This window comes from Paracoccus sp. PAR01, from assembly GCF_014851995.1.
Classification (GTDB): domain Bacteria; phylum Pseudomonadota; class Alphaproteobacteria; order Rhodobacterales; family Rhodobacteraceae; genus Paracoccus; species Paracoccus litorisediminis.
The window spans coordinates 17,201-40,183 of the sequence record NZ_JACVAW010000022.1 but is presented as its reverse complement, the minus strand read 5'-3'; the positions used below and the strand labels follow the sequence as shown (position 1 = coordinate 40,183).

General features: G+C 66.5%; 23 protein-coding genes. 12 read left to right on the top strand and 11 right to left on the bottom strand.

Features of this window, described 5'->3' with window-relative positions; genetic code table 11:
* Positions 1–62: 62 nt before the first annotated feature.
* Positions 63–236 (bottom strand): DUF1674 domain-containing protein, encoded by a 174-nt coding sequence (locus IB235_RS21225; RefSeq protein ID WP_155039017.1) that lies wholly within the window; start codon positions 234–236, stop codon positions 63–65.
* Between the two features lie 54 nt (positions 237–290).
* On the opposite strand from IB235_RS21225, the gene IB235_RS21220 reads away from it, so the two are divergent.
* The 9 genes from IB235_RS21220 (at position 291) to IB235_RS21180 (ending at position 11,302) form a co-directional block, all read left to right on the top strand.
* The gene (locus IB235_RS21220; RefSeq protein WP_192338422.1) at positions 291–1,562 is read left to right on the top strand and encodes an RsmB/NOP family class I SAM-dependent RNA methyltransferase; all 1,272 of its coding nucleotides are present in this window, start codon (positions 291–293) and stop codon (positions 1,560–1,562) included.
* 30 nt (positions 1,563–1,592) lie between these two features.
* Positions 1,593–3,239, top strand: a complete 1,647-nt coding sequence (locus IB235_RS21215) for a heparinase II/III family protein (RefSeq protein ID WP_192338421.1) — start codon at positions 1,593–1,595, stop codon at positions 3,237–3,239.
* 36 nt (positions 3,240–3,275) lie between these two features.
* Entirely contained in the window at positions 3,276–4,865 is a 1,590-nt protein-coding gene (gene purH / locus IB235_RS21210) for a bifunctional phosphoribosylaminoimidazolecarboxamide formyltransferase/IMP cyclohydrolase (protein WP_192338420.1), read from the top strand.
* Entirely contained in the window at positions 4,865–5,599 is a 735-nt protein-coding gene (gene lspA, locus IB235_RS21205; protein WP_225612515.1) for a signal peptidase II, read from the top strand. Before purH ends, lspA begins: the two co-directional genes overlap by 1 nt.
* Before the next feature lie 32 nt (positions 5,600–5,631).
* Positions 5,632–6,195, top strand: a complete 564-nt coding sequence (locus IB235_RS21200) for a DUF3035 domain-containing protein (RefSeq protein ID WP_155039012.1) — start codon at positions 5,632–5,634, stop codon at positions 6,193–6,195.
* 99 nt (positions 6,196–6,294) lie between these two features.
* Positions 6,295–7,716, top strand: a complete 1,422-nt coding sequence (locus IB235_RS21195) for a pitrilysin family protein (RefSeq protein ID WP_192338419.1) — start codon at positions 6,295–6,297, stop codon at positions 7,714–7,716.
* Positions 7,713–9,026 carry a pitrilysin family protein gene (locus IB235_RS21190; protein ID WP_192338418.1) on the top strand — a complete coding sequence of 438 codons (1,314 nt, stop codon included), beginning with the start codon at positions 7,713–7,715 and terminating at the stop codon, positions 9,024–9,026. Before IB235_RS21195 ends, IB235_RS21190 begins: the two co-directional genes overlap by 4 nt.
* Positions 9,027–9,069: 43 nt before the next feature.
* A complete protein-coding gene (gene mutL, locus IB235_RS21185; protein WP_192338417.1) occupies positions 9,070–10,881 on the top strand; it encodes a DNA mismatch repair endonuclease MutL in 1,812 nt (603 codons plus the stop codon).
* Between the two features lie 49 nt (positions 10,882–10,930).
* Positions 10,931–11,302, top strand: coding sequence for a DUF3775 domain-containing protein (locus IB235_RS21180; RefSeq protein ID WP_155039008.1), 372 nt, complete (start codon positions 10,931–10,933; stop codon positions 11,300–11,302).
* Here IB235_RS21180 and IB235_RS21175 read toward each other — a convergent pair whose 3' ends face one another.
* The 5 genes from IB235_RS21175 to IB235_RS21155 form a co-directional block, all read right to left on the bottom strand.
* A complete protein-coding gene (locus IB235_RS21175) occupies positions 11,303–12,487 on the bottom strand; it encodes a PQQ-dependent sugar dehydrogenase (protein WP_225612514.1) in 1,185 nt (394 codons plus the stop codon).
* 69 nt (positions 12,488–12,556) lie between these two features.
* Positions 12,557–13,609, bottom strand: a complete 1,053-nt coding sequence (locus IB235_RS21170; RefSeq protein WP_192338415.1) for a saccharopine dehydrogenase — start codon at positions 13,607–13,609, stop codon at positions 12,557–12,559.
* 28 nt (positions 13,610–13,637) lie between these two features.
* Complete coding sequence (locus IB235_RS21165; RefSeq protein WP_192338414.1) at positions 13,638–14,504, bottom strand: C40 family peptidase; 867 nt, start codon at positions 14,502–14,504, stop codon at positions 13,638–13,640.
* A complete protein-coding gene (locus tag IB235_RS21160; RefSeq protein WP_192338413.1) occupies positions 14,501–15,895 on the bottom strand; it encodes a M17 family metallopeptidase in 1,395 nt (464 codons plus the stop codon). The genes IB235_RS21165 and IB235_RS21160 overlap by 4 nt, the downstream gene beginning before the upstream one ends.
* Before the next feature lie 70 nt (positions 15,896–15,965).
* Positions 15,966–16,343 (bottom strand): hypothetical protein, encoded by a 378-nt coding sequence (locus tag IB235_RS21155; protein WP_155039004.1) that lies wholly within the window; start codon positions 16,341–16,343, stop codon positions 15,966–15,968.
* 139 nt (positions 16,344–16,482) lie between these two features.
* Between IB235_RS21155 and IB235_RS21150 the strand changes: the two genes are divergently transcribed.
* The gene (locus tag IB235_RS21150) at positions 16,483–17,133 is read left to right on the top strand and encodes a carbonic anhydrase (protein WP_155039003.1); all 651 of its coding nucleotides are present in this window, start codon (positions 16,483–16,485) and stop codon (positions 17,131–17,133) included.
* 65 nt (positions 17,134–17,198) lie between these two features.
* The gene (gene kynU, locus IB235_RS21145; RefSeq protein WP_192338412.1) at positions 17,199–18,446 is read left to right on the top strand and encodes a kynureninase; all 1,248 of its coding nucleotides are present in this window, start codon (positions 17,199–17,201) and stop codon (positions 18,444–18,446) included.
* Positions 18,447–18,488: 42 nt separating this feature from the next.
* On the opposite strand, the gene IB235_RS21140 is transcribed toward kynU, so the two are convergent.
* The 3 genes from IB235_RS21140 to IB235_RS21130 are packed head-to-tail and all read right to left on the bottom strand — an operon-like array spanning position 18,489 to position 20,356.
* Complete coding sequence (locus tag IB235_RS21140) at positions 18,489–19,040, bottom strand: biotin transporter BioY (protein ID WP_192338411.1); 552 nt, start codon at positions 19,038–19,040, stop codon at positions 18,489–18,491.
* Between the two features lies 1 nt (position 19,041).
* Complete coding sequence (locus tag IB235_RS21135; RefSeq protein WP_192338410.1) at positions 19,042–19,656, bottom strand: energy-coupling factor transporter transmembrane protein EcfT; 615 nt, start codon at positions 19,654–19,656, stop codon at positions 19,042–19,044.
* A complete protein-coding gene (locus IB235_RS21130; RefSeq protein ID WP_192338409.1) occupies positions 19,631–20,356 on the bottom strand; it encodes an energy-coupling factor ABC transporter ATP-binding protein in 726 nt (241 codons plus the stop codon). Before IB235_RS21130 ends, IB235_RS21135 begins: the two co-directional genes overlap by 26 nt.
* A 91-nt stretch (positions 20,357–20,447) precedes the next feature.
* Here IB235_RS21130 and IB235_RS21125 point away from each other — a divergent pair, with 91 nt between their 5' ends.
* Complete coding sequence (locus tag IB235_RS21125) at positions 20,448–21,380, top strand: pirin family protein (RefSeq protein WP_155038998.1); 933 nt, start codon at positions 20,448–20,450, stop codon at positions 21,378–21,380.
* Here IB235_RS21125 and IB235_RS21120 read toward each other — a convergent pair.
* Complete coding sequence (locus IB235_RS21120; protein WP_192338408.1) at positions 21,377–22,351, bottom strand: zinc-binding dehydrogenase; 975 nt, start codon at positions 22,349–22,351, stop codon at positions 21,377–21,379. The two genes, IB235_RS21125 and IB235_RS21120, sit on opposite strands and share 4 nt — an antisense overlap.
* A 20-nt stretch (positions 22,352–22,371) precedes the next feature.
* Entirely contained in the window at positions 22,372–22,980 is a 609-nt protein-coding gene (locus IB235_RS21115) for a TetR/AcrR family transcriptional regulator (protein ID WP_192338407.1), read from the bottom strand.
* Between the last annotated feature and the right edge of the window lie 3 nt (positions 22,981–22,983).

Below are 22,983 nucleotides of genomic sequence, written 5' to 3'. Positions count from 1 at the left end.
AATGGCAAGTAAACGACCGGCGCGCAGGCGATCACGGAATCGCCAACGCTTGTGAAGCGGCGTCAGAAGTCGACGCAGATGCCTTTCTTCTCGTAATCGCCGTAGCGCACCGGCTCGGGGCCGTCTCGGCCTCCCAGCTCGACCGGCAGGTCGACAGGCGCGGCATTGCGGCGGCGCTCCTCGGCTTCGGCGAGGGCGCGAATGGCGGCGGGCGGCAGATCCTTGCGGTCGGTCATGGCGGTTTTCCCTGCATCACGCTAGACCTGCGCAATCTAGGCAAGGGGACGCGAATGGACAAGACGCGCAAAATGGAACGCGGCGACGCCGCCCGGCAGGGCGCGCTGAAGCTGCTGGCCGCGGTCGAGGACGGCGCGACCCTGGACGAGGCTGGGGCCCTGATCGAGCGGCTGCCCCCCGCCGACCGCGCCCGCGCCCGCCGGCTGGCGCTGGAGGTCCTGCGCCGTGGTTGGCGCGCCGATGCGTTGCTGGAGCCGATGCTGGCGCGCAAGCCCCGCCCCGACATTCGCCGCATCCTGCGACTGGCCACGGTCGAGATGCTGGCCTTGGGCGAGGCGCCGCATGGCGCGGTCAATGCCGCAGTGACGCTGTGCCGTGGGCTTAGCGGCAAGGGGCAGGCGGCAGCGGGCATGGTCAATGCCGTGCTGCGCAAGGCGGCTGCGGCTCAGGACGCATGGGCGAAATTGCCGCCGCAGAAGATGCCCGATTGGCTGCGTGCCCCGGTCGCTGCCGCATGGGGCCGCGACGTGACCCGCGCCATCGAGGCCGCGCATGAGGCGGGCGCACCCTTGGACCTGACCGCGAAAGCCGGGGATGCACCCGGCGAGGCGCTGCCGACCGGATCGTTCCGGCTGCCTTCGGGCACGCAGGTCAGCGCGCTTGAAGGTTACGACAGTGGCGACTGGTGGGTGCAGGATGCGGCCGCCGCCATGGCCGTGCGGGTCCTCGACCCGCAACCGGGCGAACGCATCGCCGATCTTTGCGCCGCTCCGGGGGGCAAGACCATGCAACTGGCCGCCGCCGGGGCCGAGGTCATCGCGCTGGACATTTCCGAATCCCGGCTGGCCCGCGTGGCCGAAAACCTGGCCCGCTGTGGCCTGTCGGCCAAGCTGGTCGCCGCCGATGCGCTGGAGTGGCGGCCCGATGCGCCTTTGGACGCGGTGCTGCTGGACGCTCCCTGTTCCGCCACCGGCACCATTCGCCGCCACCCGGAACTGCCGCTGATCCGCGACGGCAGCGCCATTGCCGAACTGGCCGACCTGCAGGCCCGGCTGATCGACCATGCGCTGAGCCTGCTGAAACCCGGCGGGCGGCTGGTCTTTGCCACCTGCTCGCTGCATCCCGCCGAGGGCGAGGAGCAACTGACCGCCACCCTTGCCCGCCATCCCGATCTGACGGTCGAGCCCGCCACCGCGCCCGGAGTCGAGCCCGACTGGCTGACCGAAAGCGGGGCCTTGCGCCTGCGGCCCGACCTGTGGCCGGAACGCGGCGGTATGGACGGATTCTTCATCGCGCGCTTGCGAAAATCCGGTGTGAAGTCCTAAGCTTGTCGGGTTCCAGCAACAGCGGCACCCATGAACGACACGCCTTCCCCAAGGGGTTTCCTGCGCCGGCCCGAGCCTAAGGCCATCGGCCATTCCGGCCGTGGTGAGCAGATCATCGAGGGCAAGCTGCATCTGGGCGGCCTGACGCTGACCGGCGAGTTTCTGGACAATGACATGCCCGCCTCGGTTGCGGCGGAATTGCACGGCTTTGGCTGGCTGGATGATCTGGCGGCGGTCGGCTCGCCGCGGGCGCGCTCGGTCGCGCAGCATCACGTGCTGCATTGGCTGAAGCGCCACCGGGTTCCACATGCCGATGCGCCGGAATGGACGCCTGCGATCGCCGGGCGGCGGGTGCTGCACTGGATCTTTCATGCCGGGATGATCCTGCACGGCCTCGACCGCGACGGGGCCGAGCCCTATTTCCGCTCGTTGGACCAGCACCTGACCCATCTGCGCGCGACCTGGTATGACTGCACCGATGGGCTGCCCCGGCTTGAGGCGCTGGCCGGGCTGGCGATCGGGGCGATGTCCTTGCGTGACCGTCAGGCCGTCGCCCGTCCTGCGCTGATCGCCTTGGCCGAGGAAGCCGATGCGATGGGCGTCGCCACCCTGTCGGAATCGCGCGCGCCGGAAACCCTGCTTGAGGCGATGGCGCTGCTGGTCTGGGCGCAGGAGGTCGCGGACGAAGCCGGGCTGGAATCGCCCGCCGAGCTGCGCGCGATCATTGCCGAGATTGCCCCGATCCTGCGCAGCCTGCGCCATGCCGACGGGTCGCTGCCCAGCTTTCATGGCGGCGGGCGCGGCGCTGCCGGCCGTCTGGACCGCTGCCTGCGCGCGGCCGAGGGTGCGGCGCTGCCGGTGCATGGGCTGGCCATGGGTTTTGCCCGCATGGCGCGGGGGCGGACGACGCTGATTCTGGACGCGGCCCCTCCGCCCGGCGGACCGGCGGAGGTGCGGGCGCATGCATCAACGCTCGCGTTTGAGCTGACCGTGGCCCGCCAGCCGCTGATCGTGAATTCGGGTCCCGGCGACGGATTCGGGCCGCTTTGGGCCAAGGCCAGCCGCGCGACGCCCTGCCATTCTGCCCTTTGCCTCGAAGGGCTGTCCTCATCCCGGCTGAACCCCAACCGGCAGGAGGGCGAGCCCGACATCCTGACCGAGCGTCCGGCGCTGGTCTGGGCGGGCGATTGCGACGCGCTGGGGAATCTGACCCCGCCCGATTGCGGCCCTGCCCATTCGACCGAACCTGCGCATCTGTTGTCCGGCCATGACGGCTGGCTCGACAGCCACGGGCTGACCCATCTGCGCGAATTGTGGCTGGCCCCCGACGGGGTGGCCCTGCAGGGCGAGGATTCGCTGGCCGCGCTGGATGCCAGCGCCCAGTCGCAACTGGACCGTGCTCGCCCGCCCGAGGGTCTGGGATTCGACATCCGCTTCCACCTGCATCCCGATATCGAGGCCCGCCAGCAGGGCCAGGTGATCGACCTAACCCTGCCCACGGGCGAACATTGGCAGTTCAGCCATGATGGCGTCGGACAGGTCCGGCTGGAGGCCAGTTGCCTGCTGGATCGCGGCCTTGCCGAGCCTCGGCCTTCGCGCCAGATCGTGCTTACCGCGCGATTGCAGGGCCGTGCCATTCAGATCGGCTGGACCTTGGCGCGTTCCGGCGCTAGGTGACGGGGCAAATTCGCGATCCATGACGGGGCCCCACCGATGACCGACCGCATTCCGCTGAAACGCGCGCTGATTTCCGTTTCCGACAAGACTGGCCTGATCGACTTTGCCCGCGCGCTTGCGTCGCGCGGCGTCGAGCTGCTTTCCACCGGCGGCACCGCCAAGGCACTGCGCGAGGCGGGCCTGTCGGTGATCGACGTGGCGCAGGTCACCGGCTTCCCCGAGATGATGGACGGCCGCGTCAAGACGCTGCATCCGGTCGTGCATGGTGGCCTGCTGGCGCTGCGCGACAATGCCGAACACATGGCCGCCGCCAATTCGCATGGCATCGGCATGATCGACCTGCTGGTCGTCAACCTGTATCCCTTCGAGGAAACCGTCGCCAAGGGCGCCGATTACGACGATTGCATCGAGAATATCGACATTGGTGGCCCGGCGATGATCCGTGCCGCGTCCAAGAACCACGCCTTCGTCACCGTCGTCGTCGACGTTCAGGACTATGCCGCCGTGCTGGCCGAGCTTGACGGCAATGACGACACCACCAGCTACGTTTTCCGTCAGCGTCAGGCGCAGATCGCCTATGCCCGCACCGCCGCCTATGACGCGGCCGTGTCCGCGTGGATGGCGCAGGCCATTGGCGAGGCGACCCCGCGCCGCCGCAGCTTCTCGGGCGAACTGGCCCAAACCCTGCGCTATGGCGAGAACCCGCACCAGTCGGCGGCCTTCTACAAGGATGGCTCGGACCGTCCGGGCGTTGCTACTGCCAAGCAATGGCAGGGCAAGGAACTGTCCTACAACAACATCAACGACACCGACGCGGCCTTCGAGCTGGTCGCGGAGTTTGACCCGGCGGGTGGCCCGGCTGTCGCGATCATCAAGCACGCCAATCCCTGCGGCGTTGCCCGTGGCACCACTGCCGTCGAGGCCTATCGCCGGGCCTATGATTGCGACCGGACCTCGGCCTTTGGCGGCATCGTCGCGCTGAACTGCACGCTGGACGCTGAAACCGCCCGCGCCATCACCGAGATCTTCACCGAGGTCGTCATCGCCCCCGACGCGACCGAGGAAGCCCGCGAAATCTTTGCCGCGAAGAAAAACCTGCGCCTGCTGACCACCGGCGGCCTGCCCGATCCGACCGCCGCAGGGACCTCGTTCCGTCAGGTGGCGGGCGGCTTCCTTGTGCAGGGCCGCGACAATGGCCACGTCAAGCGCGAGGACCTGAAGGTCGTAACCAAACGCCAGCCCTCGGCTGAGGAACTGGACGACCTGCTGTTTGCATGGACCGTCGCCAAACACGTCAAGTCGAACGCCATCGTCTATGTCAAGGACGGTGCGACCGTCGGCGTGGGCGCGGGCCAGATGAGCCGGGTCGATTCGACCCGCATCGGCAAGCGTAAATCCGAGGACATGGCCGAGGCGCTGGGTCTGGACCAGCCGCTGACCATCGGATCGGCAGTGTCCTCGGACGCGTTCTTCCCCTTCGCCGACGGGATCGAGGCTTTGGCCGCCGCTGGCGCCAAGGCGGTGATCCAGCCGGGCGGCTCGATGCGTGATGCCGAGGTGATCGAGGCCGCCGACCGTCTGGGTCTGGCCATGGTCTTCACCGGCCAGCGGCATTTCCGTCACTGATGGCGATGCAGCCCGCGACCCCCAAGCCGCGGAAGGCGCTGACGGCTCCGCGCAAGGCCGGCGCCCGGAACCGGGCGCCCAACACGCCGGTCTGGCGCCGCGTGGCGCTGGTCGCGGCGATCATCTTTGTGCTGGACCAGGCGCTGAAATACCTGGTCGTGCATCTGCTGCAGCTGGACCGCGTGCGCGAGATCGACGTGCTGCCGCCTTGGCTGAACCTGCGCATGGCCTGGAATCAGGGCATGAATTTCGGCCTGTTCTCCAGCGACGTCGACGTGATGCGCTGGGTGCTGATCGCGATTGCCGTCGCGGTCTGTGTCTGGGTCGGGGCATGGGTCCTGCGCGCCAATCCCTCGCGGTTGGCGCAGATCTCGGCCGGGTTCCTGATCGGCGGCGCATTGGGGAACGTGATCGACCGGCTGATGTATGGCGCGGTCGCGGATTTTCTGAACATGTCGCTGCCCGGCTGGCAGAATCCCTACAGCTTCAACGTCGCCGATATCGCGATCTTTATCGGCGCGCTGGGGTTGGTTCTGCAGCCCCCCGAGGCGAAATCCAGCCCGGCGAAACGACGCGAGCCCGCGCGGTCGGGCGCCGCAAAACCGCCCGCCGCCGCCAAACCGGTAACGCGGGCCACGACCAAGCCGCCCAGCCGCGCCGCTCAGGGCGAGCTCTCGCTGGACGATCCGGCAGGGGGCGACAAGCCCCGTGACGAGGGCGGCAATTCACGCTAAGAACAGCGCCAGAAGAATGTGAGGGACGGGACATGCGGGCGATCGCGGTGACAATGACCTTGCTGGGGCTGGCCGCCTGCAGCAGTGATCCGCAGCTGATGAATACCAGCACGGGCCGTTCCAGCCCGGATGAATTCGCCATCCTTCCGACCAAGCCGTTGTCGATGCCGACGGATCTGAACGTGCTGCCCTCGCCGACGCCGGGCGGTACGAACATCACCGATCCCACCCCCGAGGCCGATGCGGTCGCGGCGCTTGGCGGCAATCCCGCAGCGCTGTCGCAGCAGGGTATCGGTGCGGCGGACGGGGCGCTGGTCAACCACGCCTCGCGCTTTGGTCGCGATCCCGCGATCCGCATCACCACCGCCAAGGAAGATTACGAATGGCGCAGCCGCAATTCGCGCCGCGCGCTGGAAATCCTTGCCCGCACCGATGTCTATTACCGCGCCTATGAGCCGATGACGCTGGACAGCTGGGCCGAGCAGGAGCGCTGGCGTCCGACCGGCGTGCTGCTGCCCGCTGCCCCCCCGATCATCGAAACCGGCGGCCTGCCGCCCGAGGCGCAGGAATCGGCGGATCGCCTGCTGCGGGACTAAGGGCGCAGTCCCGATCACGGCATGATGACGGCCTGCTGACTTGCGCGGCGGGCCCTCACAGGGCAGTTTCTGGCAGCGACCCGGAACCGGAGCCTGCCCATGACTATCCTCAAGCGCCTCTCGCCCCTTGCACTGGCGCTGTTGGCCGCGACCCCCGCGCTGGCCGAAATGCCCAAGGGAATCAGCCATTTCAAACTGGATAACGGCCTTGAGGCTGTGGTGATCGAGGATCACCGCGCCCCGGTCGTCGTGCAGATGCTGTGGTACAAGATCGGCTCGGCCGATGAACAGCCCGGCAAATCGGGCATCGCACATTACCTTGAGCACCTGATGTTCAAGGGCACGGACAAGCTGGGTCCGGGGGAATTGTCCAAGACCGTGACCGCCAATGGCGGCATGGACAATGCCTTTACCAGTTATGACTACACCGCCTATTTCCAGCGCATCGCCGCTGATCGCTTGCCGCTGGTCATGGAGATGGAATCCGACCGGATGGCCAATCTGAAGATCGGCGAGGACGACTGGAAAGCCGAACGCCAGGTGGTCCTTGAGGAACGCTCGCAGCGCACCGACAGCGATCCCGGCGCGCAATTCGGCGAGGAGCGCAGCGCCGTCCAGTTCTACAACCATCCCTATCGCCGCCCGGTTATCGGCTGGCGGCAGGAAATGGAGGGGCTGACCCGCGACGACGCCATTGCATGGTATGACGCGCATTATGCCCCGAATGACGCGGTGCTGATCATCGCGGGCGATGTCACCGCCGAAAAGGCCAAGGAACTGGCCGAGAAATATTACGGCCCGATCGCGCCCAAGGCGGACAGCACCCGCAAGCCCCGCCCGCAGGAGCCCGATCAGCGTGCCGACCGCCGCATGGAGCGCAGCGATCCGCGCGTGCCCCAGCCGGTGCTGATCCGCACTGTGCTTGCACCCGAACGCAATGCCGGTGATCAGAAACAGGCCGCCGCGCTGAGCGTGCTGGCCGAATTGCTTGCCGGATCGGCGCAGACCTCGGTTCTGGCGCGTGATCTGGTGCTGACCGGCAAGGCGCTTTACGTCGATGCCTCCTATGATGGGCTGACCGTGGACCCGACCACCTTTGGCATCTCGCTGGTTCCCGCGCCTGGCACCAGCAATGCCGATGCCGAGGCGGCGCTGGACGGGGCGCTGGCGAAATTCCTGCAGGACGGGCCGGATGCGGCGCAGCTGGAGCGGGTCAAGACCCAGATCCGGGCCTCGCGCATCTATGCCCAGGATTCGGCACATGGCCGGGCCTATGATTACGGGCAGGGCCTGTCGGTCGGGCTGACGGTCGAGGATGTGAACGACTGGCCCGATGTTCTGGGTGCCGTCACCGCCGAGGACATCCGCGAGGCCGCGAAGCTGGTGCTGGAAAGCCGGGGCAGTGTGACCGCGTGGCTGCTGCCCGAAGCGGCCCCCGCCAATGCCGCCCCCGGACCCGCTGCCGAGGCTGCCGCCCAACCTGTCCCGACTGATGCCGCCAATACCGAGGTCGTCCAATGATCCGCGCGCTTGCCACATTCGCCTTTGTCGCGCTGGCGGCCTTGCCCGCCCGCGCCATCGATATCCAGCAGATCACCTCTCCGGGTGGGATCAAGGCATGGCTGGTCGAGGATCACTCGATCCCCTTCACCGCGCTTTCGCTGATGTTCAAGGGCGGGGCCAGCCTTGATGCGCCGGAAAAACGCGGCGCGATCAACCTGATGACTGCGCTGCTGGAGGAAGGCTCGGGGCAGATGGACTCGGTCCAATATGCCGAGGCGATCGAGGCCTTGGGCGCATCGAACCGCTTCGATGTCAGCGATGACGCGCTGGTCGTCAGCAGTCGCGCCCTGACCGAGAATCGTGATCAGGCCGCCGAATTGCTGCGTCAGGCGCTGGCCGAGCCGCGTTTTGACGCTGATGCGGTCGAGCGCGTGCGCGCGCAGGTGCAATCGGTGATCATGAGCGAGGCGACTGACCCGAATTCGATCGCCAGCAAGGAAATGGCCAAGCTGTCCTGGGGCGATCACCCCTATGCGACCTCGGTCAACGGCACGGCGGAATCGGTCACGGCCCTGACCCGCGACGATCTGATCGACGCCAAAAACCGCGTTCTGGCGCGCGACCGTGTCGTCGTCGCGGCGGCAGGCGACATCAATGCCGAGGATCTGGGCAAGCTGATCGACAAGATCCTTGGCGACCTGCCCGAAACGGGCACGGCCCCGCTGCCGGAAAAGGCGCAGCTGAAACTGACCGGCGGCGTCACCGTGATCGACTGGGACAGCCCGCAGACCGTGGTCAGCTTTGCCCAGCCCGGCCTGCCGATGTCGGACCCCGATTATTTCGCGGCCTTCGTCGCCGATCACATTCTGGGCGGCGGCGGGTTCTCCTCGCGGCTGATGGATCAGATCCGCGAAAAGCGCGGGCTGACTTATGGCGTGGGCACGGGCCTCTCGAATGGCGTCTATGGCGAGACATGGGCTGGCGGCATGGCCAGCGCCAATGAAAAGGTCGCCGAGGCCGTCGGTCTGATCCGGCAGGAATGGGACCGTTTCGGTGAGACTCTGGTGACCGAGAAGGAACTGACCGACGCCAAGACCTACCTGACCGGCGAATATCCCCTGCGCTTCAACGGCAATGGCAAGATCGCGGGCATTCTGGCCGGGATGCAGTTGATCGGCCTGCCCGCCGATTACGTCAACACCCGTAACGCCCAGATCGAGAAGGTCACCGCCGAGGATGTCCAGCGCGTCGCCAAGCGTCTGCTGGATTCAAACCAGATCCGCTTTGTTCTGGTCGGCAGGCCGCAGGGTATTCAGGCTTCGAACTGACGAATCCTTTCCCATGCAGGCAGGAAATGCTAAATCTGGGGGCATGAATTCCCATGCCCCCAACATGCGCCCCATCATCCGGCAACTGGACGAATCCGCCGCCAACCGCATCGCGGCGGGCGAGGTGGTCGAGCGTCCGGCCTCGGCAGTCAAGGAACTGGTCGAGAACGCGCTGGACGCGGGCGCGCGCCGGATCGGGATTGCGATCTCGAAAGGCGGCAAGGGGCTGATCCGGGTCAGTGATGACGGCTGCGGCATGACCGCCGAGGATCTGCCGCTGGCGCTGTCGCGCCATGCCACCAGCAAGATCGACGGCAGCGACCTGTTGGACATCCGCAGCTTCGGTTTTCGTGGCGAGGCCCTGCCCAGCCTTGGCGCTGTCGGTCGGCTGACGATTTCCAGCCGCGCGCAGGGCTTTGACGGGGCGCAAATCGGCGTTGTCGGCGGGCGTATCACCCCGGTCAAGCCCGCCGCCGGCAATCGCGGCACGGTCGTGGAACTGCGCGACCTGTTCTTTGCCACCCCGGCACGGCTGAAATTCCTGCGCACCGACCGGGCGGAAACGCAGGCCGTGGCCGAAGTCATCCGCCGCCTTGCCATGGCCGAGCCCTATGTCGGCTTCACCCTGACCGATGAGGATGAAGGCCGCACCCTGTTCCGCGCCGATGCCGAACAGGGTGAGCTGTTCGATGCGTTGCAGACCCGGCTGACCCGGATCATGGGGCGCGAGTTCATCGACAATGCCCTGCCCATCGACGCGACCCGCGACGGTATCACCCTGACCGGCTTCGCGGCGCTGCCGACCTATTCGCGCGGCGCGGCGGTGGCGCAGCATCTGTTCGTCAATGGCCGCCCGGTCCGCGACAAGCTGCTGACCGGGGCGCTGCGGGCAGGTTACATGGATGTTCTGGCCTCGGGGCGGCATCCGGCGGCGGTGCTGTTCGTGACCTGCGATCCGCATATGGTCGATGTGAATGTCCACCCAGCCAAGGCCGAGGTGCGCTTCCGCGAACCCGATATCGCGCGTGGGTTGGTGGTCAGCGCCCTGCGACACGCGCTGGCGGGGGCAGGGCATCGGTCCTCGACCACGGTCGCGACGGCGGCGCTGTCGGTTGCGCGGCCCGAACCGGAAGCGGTCCCGCGCGCCTATCAGGCCGATTATCGGTCCGCGCCGCGCCCCTCGACGCAAGCCATCGCGGCCAGCCTTGCCTTTCAGGCACCCGGATTCGCCGAAACGCCGACGGCAAGGGTCGAGCCTGAAACCGTGGTTGAACCCGATGCGCCTTTGGGCGCGGCCCGCGCGCAATTGCATGAAAACTGGATCATCGCCCAGACCGCCGACGGCATCGTCATCGTCGATCAGCATGCCGCGCATGAGCGGCTGGTCTATGAGCGGCTGAAGGCGCAGGCCGAGGCCAAGGGCATCGCCAGCCAAGCCCTGCTGATCCCGGAAATCGTCGAGCTGTCTGACGCCGATGCCCAGCAGATCCTGTCCATCGCCGATGAGCTGGCCGCACTTGGGCTGGTGATCGAACCCTTCGGTGGCGGTGCCATTGCGGTGCGCGAGGTGCCTGCGATGATTGCGCGCATCAATGCGCCCGCGCTGATCCGCGATATTCTGGACGATCTGGCCGAGCAGGGCGCATCAGATCGGTTGCGGTCGCGGGTCGATGCGGTGCTGTCCTCGATGGCCTGCCACGGCTCGGTCCGTTCGGGGCGGCGGATGTCCGGGGATGAGATGAACGCCCTGCTGCGCGAGATGGAGCGCACGCCGAAATCGGGCCAGTGCAACCATGGCCGTCCGACATGGATCGAGCTGAAGCTGTCGGATATCGAACGGCTGTTCGGGCGCTAGTTGACCTGAACGCGCCGCGGCGCGACACTTGCGCAAAGGAGACTTCTCCATGCTCGAGATCAGCCCCGCCAAGATCGCCCATGTCATCATCCGCGCCCGCGAATATGACAGCGGGGTCAACGCTTGGGCGCATAGCGGCCAGCGGACCGGGCGGGGTACGGAAACTGAGCTGTCGGAATTCATCGCCAGCCTGAATGACGACGAAAAGGCCAGCCTGGTCGCGGTGATGTGGATCGGGCGCGACACGTTCGGTGCCGAGGATCTGGCCGAGGCGATCCACACCGCCAAGGTCGAGAACCGCTCGCCCACCGAGACTTACCTGATGGGTGAGCCGCAATTGGCCGATTATCTTGAAGCCGGGATGGAGGCGCTGGGGATTTCCCCCGAAGAGGCCGAGGACGACCTGCACCACCCGGTCTGATCAGCGCGACAACCGGATCAGCGCCCCATCCTCGGCATCGGTCAGCACCATGATTGCGCCATCCGGGGCAATGGCCACATCGCGCACCCGCCCGATGCCCTGCGCCAGATGCTGTTCGCCGATGACATGGCCGTCCTTGATCTGCAACCGGACCAGTGCCTTGGCCTGCAAGCCGCCGATCAGCGCGTTGCCCTGCATTTCGGGAAACATCGCGCCATCGTAAAAGGCCATGCCGCTGGGGGCGATCACCGGGTCCCAGTAATAGACCGGCTGTTCCATCCCCTCGCGCTGGGTGATGCCCTTGCCGATGGCTTTTCCGCTGTAATCCTCGCCATAGGTGATGATCGGCCAGCCGTAATTGCGACCCGCCAGCGGCATGTTCAGCTCATCCCCGCCCTTGGGGCCGTGTTCCACCGTCCATAGCCGACCCTCGGCGTCCAGCGCTGCGGCCTGCAGGTTGCGATGCCCCCAGGACCAGATCTCGGGCTGGCCGCCGCCATTGGCAAAGGGATTGCCGCTGAGGCCGCGCCCGATCATCGGGTCGATCCGCAGCACCTTGCCCAGATGGGTATTCACGTCCTGCGCCAGTTGCCGGGCCTTTGGCAGCGAACGCTCTCCCGTCGTCACGAACAGCCCGCCCTGTTGGTCGAACACCAGCCGAGAGCCGTAATGCATGGTCGATTCCCATGCCGGCTCCTGCCGGAAGATCACCTTGGCCCCTTCGATCCTGGTGCCATCGGCAGAAAGCGTCCCGGTCGCCACCGAGGTCGAGGTCTTGCCGCCCTCGCGGGTCTCGGCAAAGCTCCACCAGATGCGGTGGGTCTGGGCGAAATCCGGGGCGACGGCGACATCCAGCAGGCCGCCCTGCTTACGGGTGTCGACCTTGGGCAGGCCGGCCAGCGGTTCCGACAGCTTGCCGTCTGCGAAAAGCCGCATCCGGCCCGGTTTTTCGGTGATCAGCCAACTGCCATCCGGCAACAGCGCCATGCCCCAGGGGTTCTCCAGCCCCGAAACCACGCTTTGCTGTTTCACGTGAACTCCGTCCCGCAATTCCGGCGCGCGCGTCTGGCCCTGAAAGGCGGGGCTCTGCCCGGCGGCATTGGGTGGGGCGCTGTTCATCTGCTGGGCAAATGCGGGACCGGCCACCACGGCGGCCAGCAGGGCGATCAGGCTTCGGCGTTTCATCGTCAGGCTCCGTCGCAAGGGCTTCATGGCCAAACCCGATGCGCGGCGCGGCGTTCCCTGACGATTCCGTCAGAGCCGGGCCAGATGGTCCTGAAACAACGCCTCGGCCCGGCCCCATGCGTCTTGATCGATGCGGTCGAGCGTCGCCAGAACCGGCAGGATCTGACCCGCGAAATCCACCGAGCTTTCCAGCGGTAGCAGCGAGGGCAGGTTGTCGATCGCCATGACGTCCAGCGGCGGATCGGCCACACGCAGGGCCGGCTGCGCCCAGTCGGTCACCCGGTCATAGACCTTGATCGGGTTGAATTCGCTGGTCGGGTCGCAGGCGACATCGCCGATGACCGACAAAATCCGCGCCGGGGACAAGGCATCCTGATCGATGAAGACCGGCGCGCCGGGCTGGGCAAGAATGCAGTTGATGAACAGGTCATGCATCAGGATCTGCGGATAGCGGCCGCCGCCTGCCGTCTCGGCCATGTCCCATTTCGTGACCGCGACTCCCATCCGCGTCAGCAGGTCCGAGGCTCCGCTGCCGACCCGACCAAGCGCGCCAATCACGATGGCGCGCGGCCGGGGCAGGCCGGTTGCGTCGATCTCGGCCCTGATCGCGTCGCACATCACGGTTTGCGAGGCAAAGGTGCTGACCGGCCCGCAGATGCCGCCGCGCTTCTGCGCTGCCCAAGCCTTCAGCGACACTGCCGCCCCGGCAAAACCCGCCCAATAGCCAAAGGCCGCCAGTCGCCTTCCGTCGGGGCCGGTCAGATATTCAAGATCATAAAGCTGTCCGCCGCCGGCCCGGAAACGGCGCAGCAACTCCAGTCCGGCGGGCTGCCCCTTATAGGCGTGGCCGAACATGATATGGCGATGCGGCAGGGGTGTGCCGGTTTCCGGCAGTTCTTTCAGGCCATAGATGATCGCGTCGGCGGGGGCATCCGGCCAGCTGCCCTCGGGCGCGATCTCGGTACCCGCGGCGGTATAGTCGCGGGTCGGCAGGATGCGATGTGGACTGTCCTCGACCGTGACGCGAAAGCCTTGCGCGATCAGGGTGCCGACACCCTCGGGCGTAATGCCGACTCGCCGTTCATTGGGGCGGCTTTCGGATCGAACCCATAGATGCACCATTGCCGCCCCCTTTGCTGTTTTCGCCCGGTTAGGGAAAGGTTGCCCTTGCTTCAAGCGGCGGGCGACGGGCACCGCGGAACGGCCCCTGACCTGCCGCGTCGATGCGCGCGATTGCCGATTGGATGGGCTCGATCACGACATTCATGCTGAAGGCCGTGGCATGGATCATGCGGTCGGCATCCAGCGCCAGCGCGACATGGCCCGGCCAGAACAGCAGGTCATTGCGGCGGATATCGCCCTGAACCAGCGGGAAGGCATCCTGCTGCATGTCGCTGTCGCCGGGGCAGGCAATGGCGCAAGCCGAGAGCGCAGCCTGTGCCAGACCCGAGCAATCGATCCCCGAACGGCTGTTGCCGCCCCACAGATAGGGGGTGCCGATCAGCGTTTCCGCCACCGCCGCCGGATCGCTGGCCGGGGTCTGGGTCAGATGCTGCGCCGGTACCCAGCCACCCGCGGCCAGACGGGCAAAGCCCTTGTCGATTTCGGTCACCGACAGACGCGCGCCCATGGACAGCATCCCGGTTTCGCGCAGTTTCATGTTCGCTTCCGGGTAGATATGGGTCGCGGGGGCGCTGACCCGATGCGTGATCGGATGATCCGCCGGACCAAGCGCTTCGGTGCGCAGCCAGCCGCAATAGCCATCCGCTTGCGACTGGACAAAGGCCCAGCCTTCCTGTTCGTCCACCACCAGCAGATCGACGCCGAAATTCACCTGACGGTCGCGCGCACCGGACGGGGCGCGGCACAGATCGGCCAGCGGCACTGCCAGCCGCATCAGCCGACCCGCCACATAGGCCGGACGCTCCAGCACGCCGCGCAGACTGTCCAGCGCGACGCGATCGGTCGCGGGCGTCAGGCGGCGATCGGTGGGGCGGGTCAGGATGGCCTCGGTCATTTCAGGATCTCCGGCAGAGCGTTCAGGATGGCGCGCATGCCCTGGCCCGCGCCACCCTTGGGACGACCGGGAGCCGCGCTGGGTTGCCAGCCATAGATGTCGAAATGGATGTAATTCCCGGCTTTTTCGGTAAAGCGGCGCAGGAACAGGGCGGCGGTGATCGCCCCGGCGAAGCCGCCGCCGGGCGCATTGTCCAGATCGGCGATGCCCGGCTCGATCATCGATTCATAGGGCTCCCAGAAGGGCAGGCGCCAGACCGGATCGGCATGGTCGCGCCCGGCATCATGAACGCTTTGCGCCACGCTGTCATCGTCGCAGAAGAAGGGCGGCAGGTCCGGCCCCAGTGCCACCCGCGCCGCGCCGGTCAGCGTCGCCATCGAGATCAGCAGTGCGGGCGCTTCCTCATCGGCAAGGGCCAGCGCGTCGCCCAGAACCAAACGGCCCTCGGCATCGGTATTGTTCACCTCGACCGTCAGGCCCTTGCGGCTGGTCAGGATGTCGCCGGGGCGGAAAGCATTGCCCGCAATGGCGTTTTCGACCGCCGGGATCAGTACGCGCAGCCGCATCCCCGCAGTCAGGCCCAGCCGGGCCAGCGTCTCGGACAGGCCCAGCACATTCGCCGCGCCGCCCATGTCCTTTTTCATCAGCCCCATCGACGAGGGCGGCTTGATGTCCAGCCCGCCGGTGTCAAAGCAGACCCCCTTGCCGACCAGCGTCAGCATCGGACCTTCGCCGGGGAAGCGCAGGTCGATCAAGCGCGGCGCCTGCGCGCCTGCCCGTCCGACGGCATGGATCATCGGGAAATTCTGCGCCAGCAGATCGTCGCCGGCGATGACGGTGACCGTGGCCCCGTGACGGGCGGCCAGATCGCGGGCCGTGCGTTCCAGATCCTCCGGCCCCATATCCGAGGCGGGCGTGTTGATCAGGTCACGGGCCAGATATTCACCCGCAGCCAAGGCCAGCACACGCTGCGGATCGACGCCCTCGGGGCAGACCAGCCGCGCCGCCGGGGCCTCGGCCTTGCGGTAACGGGTGAAACGGTATTGCGCGAACAGCCAGCCAAGCGCGCCGGTGGCAAGGTCCAGCCCCTCGGGCCGATTGGCCAGATACCAGTCGCCCTTGGGCAGAGATTCGGCGGCCTTGGCCAGCAGGTAGCGGTCGCGGCCCTTTGACTGCGGGCCGATGCCGTAAAGCGCGCCAGCGATGCCGCCGTCAGGCGTGGGCAGCAGGCAAAGCTGCCCGGCCTTTCCTGCAAATCCTTGCGCCTTGGCCCATGCGGCGGCGGCGGGCGTGGTCTCGGGTGGCAGATCCGGCCCGTCGGTTCCGGGGCGGACAAGCCACAGCTGCAGTGCGGCGTCAGAGGGGGCGGCGAATTCGGGAAGTTCGGGCATGTGCATGGGCCTTGGTCCTAGTCTTGCTAGGCAAGGTAACGCGCGGGAAGCGCATCGCAAGCCCGTTCGGCTATTCCGGCGCGGGCCGGTCCCAGACACAGGTCAGGGACTGGTTCCCGATCCGCATCAGCCGGGCCGAGGTTGCGACCAAAGCGGCAACGTCGCGATGCTCCGCGCAGCGTCCGACATCGATGGCCACCCCAGCCAGCGTGACCAGCCCCATCTGCCAGGCCAACCGCGACAGTCGGTCCGCATCGCGCGCGACCCCGGCCAGATCCCCCTGTCCCACTGCCAGCAGCGTGCGGCTGAGGGCCAATGCCATCTGCTCCAACGCCGCGCCGATCACCTCGGACGCGGTGGTTTCGCCCAGTTCCTGGACGATTCCTTCCAGCCTGCGCCGGTCTATCGTCACGCGCTCTTCGACCGAAAGCCTTGCTATCTTTACCATCGAACCACCAGGAACAGCCTTGTCGCTGGCAGGCAAACTGTCATCAATCCATCAAGAAATGGTTGAGACGATCGGGCTAAACCTCTCGAACTTTATCGGTTCGGGCTGTATGACGTGCCAAACGGTAGAAGAGGATGTCATGAAACAGGCCCGACCGCTGCCCCATTACCTCGTCCAGCGCTATCAGGGCTGGCGCGCCACCGCATTCAACGAAAACCGCAGCTGGTATCGCCGCCTTGCCGAAGGCGGGCAGCATCCGCGTGCCATGGTCATCGCCTGCTGCGATTCGCGGGTGCATGTCACCTCGATCTTCGGCGCGGATACGGGCGAGTTCTTCATTCACCGCAATATCGCCAATCTGGTGCCGCCCTATCTGCCCGACGGCCAGCAGCACGGGACCTCGGCGGCGGTGGAGTACGCGGTCAATGCGCTCAAGGTCGCGCATCTGGTGATCGTGGGGCATACCGGTTGCGGCGGTGTCGCGGGTTGCCATGCCATGTGTTCCGGTCACGCCCCCGAGCTTGAGGAAAAGACCAGCTTTGTCGGTCGCTGGATGGACATCCTGCGCCCCGGTTACCAGCGTGTCAGCGAACTGCCCGAGGCCGATCAGGTCGCCGAGCTGGAACGGCAGGCGGTGCTGATCTCGCTGGAAAACCTGATGACCTTCCCCTTCATCCGCGAGAATGTGGAGGCTGGGAACCTGTCGCTGCATGGCGTCATCCACGACATCGCCGAGGGCACGCTGCTGGAATACAGCCCGGAAACCGACAGCTTCGCTCTGGTCGGCTGAGCCGGACTTGTTGCCGGGCCGTCAAGGCTGGTATGGCAGTGCTGTACCAGCCGAAAGGACGTCCCATGACCGCGCTGCCTTCCTCCGATGACATTGCCCGCATGGACGCGGCTGACCCGCTGGCCGCATTGCGCGAACGCTTCCTGCTGACCAAGGGTGAAGTCTATCTGGATGGGAATTCGCTGGGCGCGGCCAGTATCGACGCCTTGGCGGCCTTGCAGGTTGCCGCCCGTGATGAATGGTCGCGCGACCTGATCCGCAGCTGGAACAGCGCTGGCTGGTTCGACCTGCCGGTTGAACTTGGCGACAGCATCGGGCGGTTGATCGGGGCGGCAGCGGGGCAGGTGGTAGTCACGGACACCACCTCGATCAATATCTACAAGGCGCTGCATGCGGCGATCGGGTTGCGGCCGGGCCGCGACGTGATCGTGGCCGAGGCGGGCAGTTTTCCGACCGACCTGTACATGGCCGAGGGGGTAATCTCGACCCTGCCCGGCATGAGCCTGCGGCTGGAAGGCCGCGACGCCCCCCGGATCGAGGATCTGCTGGACGAGCGTGTCGCCGTGGTGCTGGTCAATCACGTGAATTACCGCAGCGGCGAATTGCGCGACATGGCGGCGCTGACCCGCAAGATCCACGCCTCGGGTGCGCTGGTGGTCTGGGATCTTTGCCATTCGGCGGGGGCGCTGCCGGTAGAACTGGATGCGTCGAATGCCGATTTCGCGGTCGGTTGCAGCTATAAATACCTGAATGGGGGGCCCGGCGCGCCAGCCTTCCTTTATGCCGCCCACCGCCATCTGGGGCAGGTCGCGCAGCCGCTGAGCGGTTGGTGGGGCCATGCCCGGCCCTTTGCCTTTGAGACCGGCTATGCGGGCGATCCGGGCATTCGCCGCTTTCAATGCGGCACCCAGCCGGTCCTGTCGCTGCGGGCGCTGAAAGGCGCGCTGGACATTTGGGATCAGGTCGACATGCAGGCCCTGCGCACGAAAAGCCTTGCGCTGACCGATCTGTTCATCGAACTGGTCGAGGGGCAATGCGCCGGGCTGGGCTTGACCCTGCAGACCCCGCGCGAGTCCGCGCAGCGTGGCAGTCAGGTCGCCTTTGCGCATGAGAATGCCTATGCCGTCATGCAGGCGCTGATCGCGCGGGGCGTGATCGGGGATTTCCGTGCGCCAGACATCCTGCGCTTCGGCTTTGCGCCGCTTTACCTTAGCCATGTCGATGTCGCCCGTGCGGCGGATGTACTGCGCGACGTGCTGCAGACCGAGGAATGGCGCGAGGCGCGCTTCGCGGTGCGCGCTGCCGTGACCTGAACGTGAAAGGGCCTGCCCGGAACCGGACAGGCCCGATGTCTTTCAGGCGTTGGCGGTCCAGCCAAGGGCCCGCGGGCGCGCCTTGGCGATGGCCGCGACCAGCATGCCGGTGATGGCGGCTTTCAGCAGGTCGCCCGGAATGAAGATCGCCATCAGCATGGTGCATTCGCTGATGCTTTTACCCAGGCTGACCGACATCCCGACAATGCCGAAAGCGTAAAGTACGACGACGCCACCCAGCACCGCGCCGATGAAGGCGCGCAGCCCCACATGGCGCAGGCGGGCATGTTCGACGAACCACCCGGTCACAAAGGCTGCGATGGGGAAACCGACGAGGAAACCCGCGGTCGGTCCGGCAAAGACCGCTAGACCGCCGCGGCCTCCGGCCAGAAGCGGCAGGCCGATGGCGACCAGCAGCAGGAACAGCATCACCGACAGGAAGCCGCGCTTTGCGCCCAGCATGGCCCCGGCAAGCATGATACCCATGCCCTGCGCCGTGATCGGCACGCCAAAGGCCAGGGTGATCTTGGGGACTAGCCCAAGTGCTGCGATCAGCGCCGCGAAAAGCGCGATCTGTGCGACGTTTCTTTCCATGTCACTCCTCCGTGGGGGGATTCAGGCCGCCGCGTGCCCGCAGCGCTTCAGCCAGATGATCCGCATCGTCCAGCGCCAGAAGCGCCATTGGCAGGACGATATGCCAATTCGCCCGCCGGGGCGAGCGTGCCCGCCATGCCTCCAGCAGCATCCGGCCCTTGCCGATCAGGACCGGGGTGAAGCGGATGACCAGCGGGATGGCGGATTCGATCACGCCGACCGGCAGTCCGATCCGACGCAGCGGTGCCAGCAGGCGATGCAGCAGATCGGTCATGTCGCCAAGGCTGGTGGTCATCGTCACCAGATTGGCCAGCGCCAAAGCCGTGACCATGCGCAGGGCGGTGCGGATGCCCTCGGGCCAGTTGCCAGCGAAGGCGTGCCAGACTAGCAGCAGCGCGACAAAGGGCCAGATCACCCGTATTTGCCGCAGCCCGTGGCTGAGAAAATGTCGCCCCGGCAAAGCATAAAGCACCAGCGTCAACGCCAGTGCCGCCGCCTGCGCCCAAAGCGGCTGCAGCAGGAACAGCGCGGTCGTTGCGCATGCCAGCGCCAGCAGCTTGGCCCCGGCGGGCCAGCCATGTGCGCGGGTCCTAACCGGCGAGGTCAGCGAGATCATCGCCTGCCCCTTCCCGGATCATCGCGGCTTCGAACTCGGCCAGCAGGTCGGGACCGTCCTCGGCCCGGATCTGGCCCTGATCCAGCCAGCAGACATGGCCGTAGCCCGCCAGATCGCGCGGATCATGCGAGATATGCAGGATATTGGCGCCGCTGCTCTCCAGATGGCGGGTCAGCTGCATCCGGGTCGGGATGTCCAGCCCGGCAAAGGGCTCATCAAGGATCAGCCAGCGCGGCTGCATCGCCGTCACCGCCATCATGCACAGCAGATGCTTCTGCCCCTGAGACAGGGCCTCGGTGGTGGCGTCGATCCAATGGGACTTGCCGAAGCGTGCCAACGTGGCCTGCGCGGTATCGCGTGCTTCCAGCTTGTTGCGGCCCATCTGGCGCAGGCCAAAGCAGATTTCCTCAAGCACGGTGGGAAAGATGATCTGATGCTCGGGGTTCTGGAACAGGATGCCGACGGTGGCGATGGCGGCGCGGCGGTCCTTGCAGACATCGACGCCTTCGATCAGCACGCGCCCTTCCGTGGGGGCGACCAGCCCGGCCAACAGCCGCGCCAGCGTGCTTTTGCCGGAACCGTTGCGGCCGATGATGCCGATACGGGGCGCGTCCAGCCGCAGCGTGATCCCCTGCAGGATCCGGCGCGGGCCGATGGCGTGGGACAGGCCCTGAATCTGGATGCCGGAACCGGCTTGCATGCATTCGCCTCACGAGACGGTTTGTCAGAATCGCGAACCCCTCTAACATCTTTGTAGCCGGTTGAAACCCGCATCACCCAAGGAGGGTCGCATGAGCTGGAATCCCGCACTCGAACCCGGATGTCCCGATCAGGTCTCGTTGGACAGCATCGAGACCCTGATCATCCCGCGCGCCCGTGACCTTGGTGCCTTCGAGGTGATGCGTGCGCTTCCCGCGCCGAAACGGCAGATGGTCGGGCCATTCATCTTCTTCGATCAGGCCGGTCCGGCTGAATTCCTGACTGGCCAGGGCGTCGATATCCGTCCGCATCCGCATATCGGGCTGGGCACTGTCACCTATCTGTATCAGGGCGATTTCCACCACCGCGACAGCATCGGCACCGATCAGGTGATCCTGCCCGGCGCGGTCAACTGGATGGTGGCGGGCAAGGGCGTCACCCATTCCGAACGCACCAGCGCGCAGGGCCGCAAGGGGCCGCATTCGCTGTTCGGCATCCAGACATGGATCGCCCTGCCCGAAAGCCATGAGGATATCGACCCGGTCTTTGAGCATCACGAAAAAAACCGCCTGCCCGATTTCACCGATGGCGGCATCCATGCGCGGCTGATCCTTGGCCGCGCCTATGGCGAGACTGCGCCTGCGACCATGTATTCGGACACGTTCTATCTGGATGTGGCTCTGGACCCCGGTGCGCGCTTCCCGCTGCCCGACGACCATGAGGATCGCGGCATCTATGTGACCCAGGGCTCGGTGCTGATTTCGGGGCAGGAGTTTCCGGCGGGGCGGATGATGGTGTTCCGGCCGGGGGACAAGATTACCGTCGCAGGTGGCGCGCAGGGTGCGCGCATCATGGCGCTGGGGGGCGAGACCCTGAACGGGCCCCGCTATATCTGGTGGAACTTCGTCGCCTCGTCACAGGAGCGGATCGAGCACGCCAAGCAGGAATGGGCCGCCGCGAATTGGGGGCAGGGGTTGTTCCACCTGCCGCCCACCGACCATGACGAGTTCATTCCGCTGCCTTAAGGGCGCAGCAGCACCTTGCCCGCCTTGCCCGGAGCAAGCGAGGCGCGCACGGCATCCCCGATCTGGTCGAAGCTGTAGATGCCTTCGACCGGCAGCTTCACCGCACCCTGGATCACCAGACCCATCAGTTCGGCGATCAGCCGTGCCATGCCCTCGGGGCCAAGCGCGACCGCCACCTTGGACGCCCAGTAGCCCTTGACCACTGCTTGCTTGTAGATCAGGTCGCCCGCGTCCACGATCATCGGCTCTCCGGTCATCGACCCGAATGAGACCAGCACGCTGTCATCGCCCAGCACGCCCAGCAGCTCGCCGCTGGCCTTGCCGCCGATGGAATCGACACCTGCGCGGATCGAGGCACCGCCGGTCAGCGCGCGGACACGGTCCTGCCAGCCCTCGGTCGAGGCGACGACATTGGTGATGCCCAGTTCGGCCAGTTCGGCGATGGTTTCCTCGCGGCGGACAAGGCTGATGACATTGATGTCGCGCGCGGCGCCCAGCATGGACACGGCCTTGCCGACCGCACCATTGGCGGCGTTCAGGATGATCCAGTCGCCCTTTTCCAGCTTCAGGAACTCCAGCAGCGTAAGCGAGCTGAAGGGCATGGCGATGAGTTGCGCGCCCTGTTCGTCGCTGATCGCGTCGGGCAGCGGCACGACCGAATGCGCGGGAGCCACGAAATACTCGGCCCAGGTGCCGTGGACACCGGCGACGGCAATGCGCTGGCCGATGGTCAGGCCGGTGACGCCGGGACCGACCGCGTCGACGGTGCCGACAGCCTCGGTGCCGCCGATGGCGGGCAGTTCGGGCTTGTAGCCATAGACGCCGCGCACGGTGACCAGATCGTGGTTGTGGATCGAGGACAGGATGGTGCGGATGCGGACCTGACCTTCGGCGGGTTCCGGGATCGGGCTGTCGGCGGCGGTCAGGACATCGGCGGGTTCACCGAAAGTCGAATGGATGGCACTGCGCATGGCAATCTCCTTGGATCTGTTCATTCTTGGGGTCCGCAATCCAGCAGGCGCTCGGTTGCGGTAAGGGCGCGCTCAAGCGGCGCGGAACTGCGGGTCAGGCGGGAAAGCAGCGCCGCCCCCAGCCACATCTGGTAAAGCGTCTGGGCCAAAGCCTTGGGCTTGGCGCCCTGCGGCAGCGAGCCGTCCTTGCGCCCGTCGCGGATCACATCGGCCAGCCGGGCGACCAGCGCCTCGGTGCCGTCGCTCAGGACGTGGCGCATGTCTTCGGACAGGTCCGAGACCTCGGCGGCCAATTTGACGACGATGCAATCCTCGGCCCAGCCGGGCTGGCCTGCGGTGGCATCCTCGGCCAGCCAGCCCTGAAAATAGCGCATCAGGCGGGCGCGACCGGTGCCTTCGGTCAGCAGCGAATCCAGCTTCTGGCCGTAATCCTCAATGTAGCGCTGCAGCAGCGCGACGCCGAAGGCCTCTTTCGAGGCGAAATAATGGTAGAAACTGCCCTTGGGCACGCCCGAGGCTGCAAGGATCTCCTGCAGGCCAAGGGCGGCGAAACCCTTTCTTTGCACCAGCGCGTGGCCGGTTTTCAGGATGGTCAGACGGGTGGATTCGGTCTTGGACGGTGCGTTCATGAC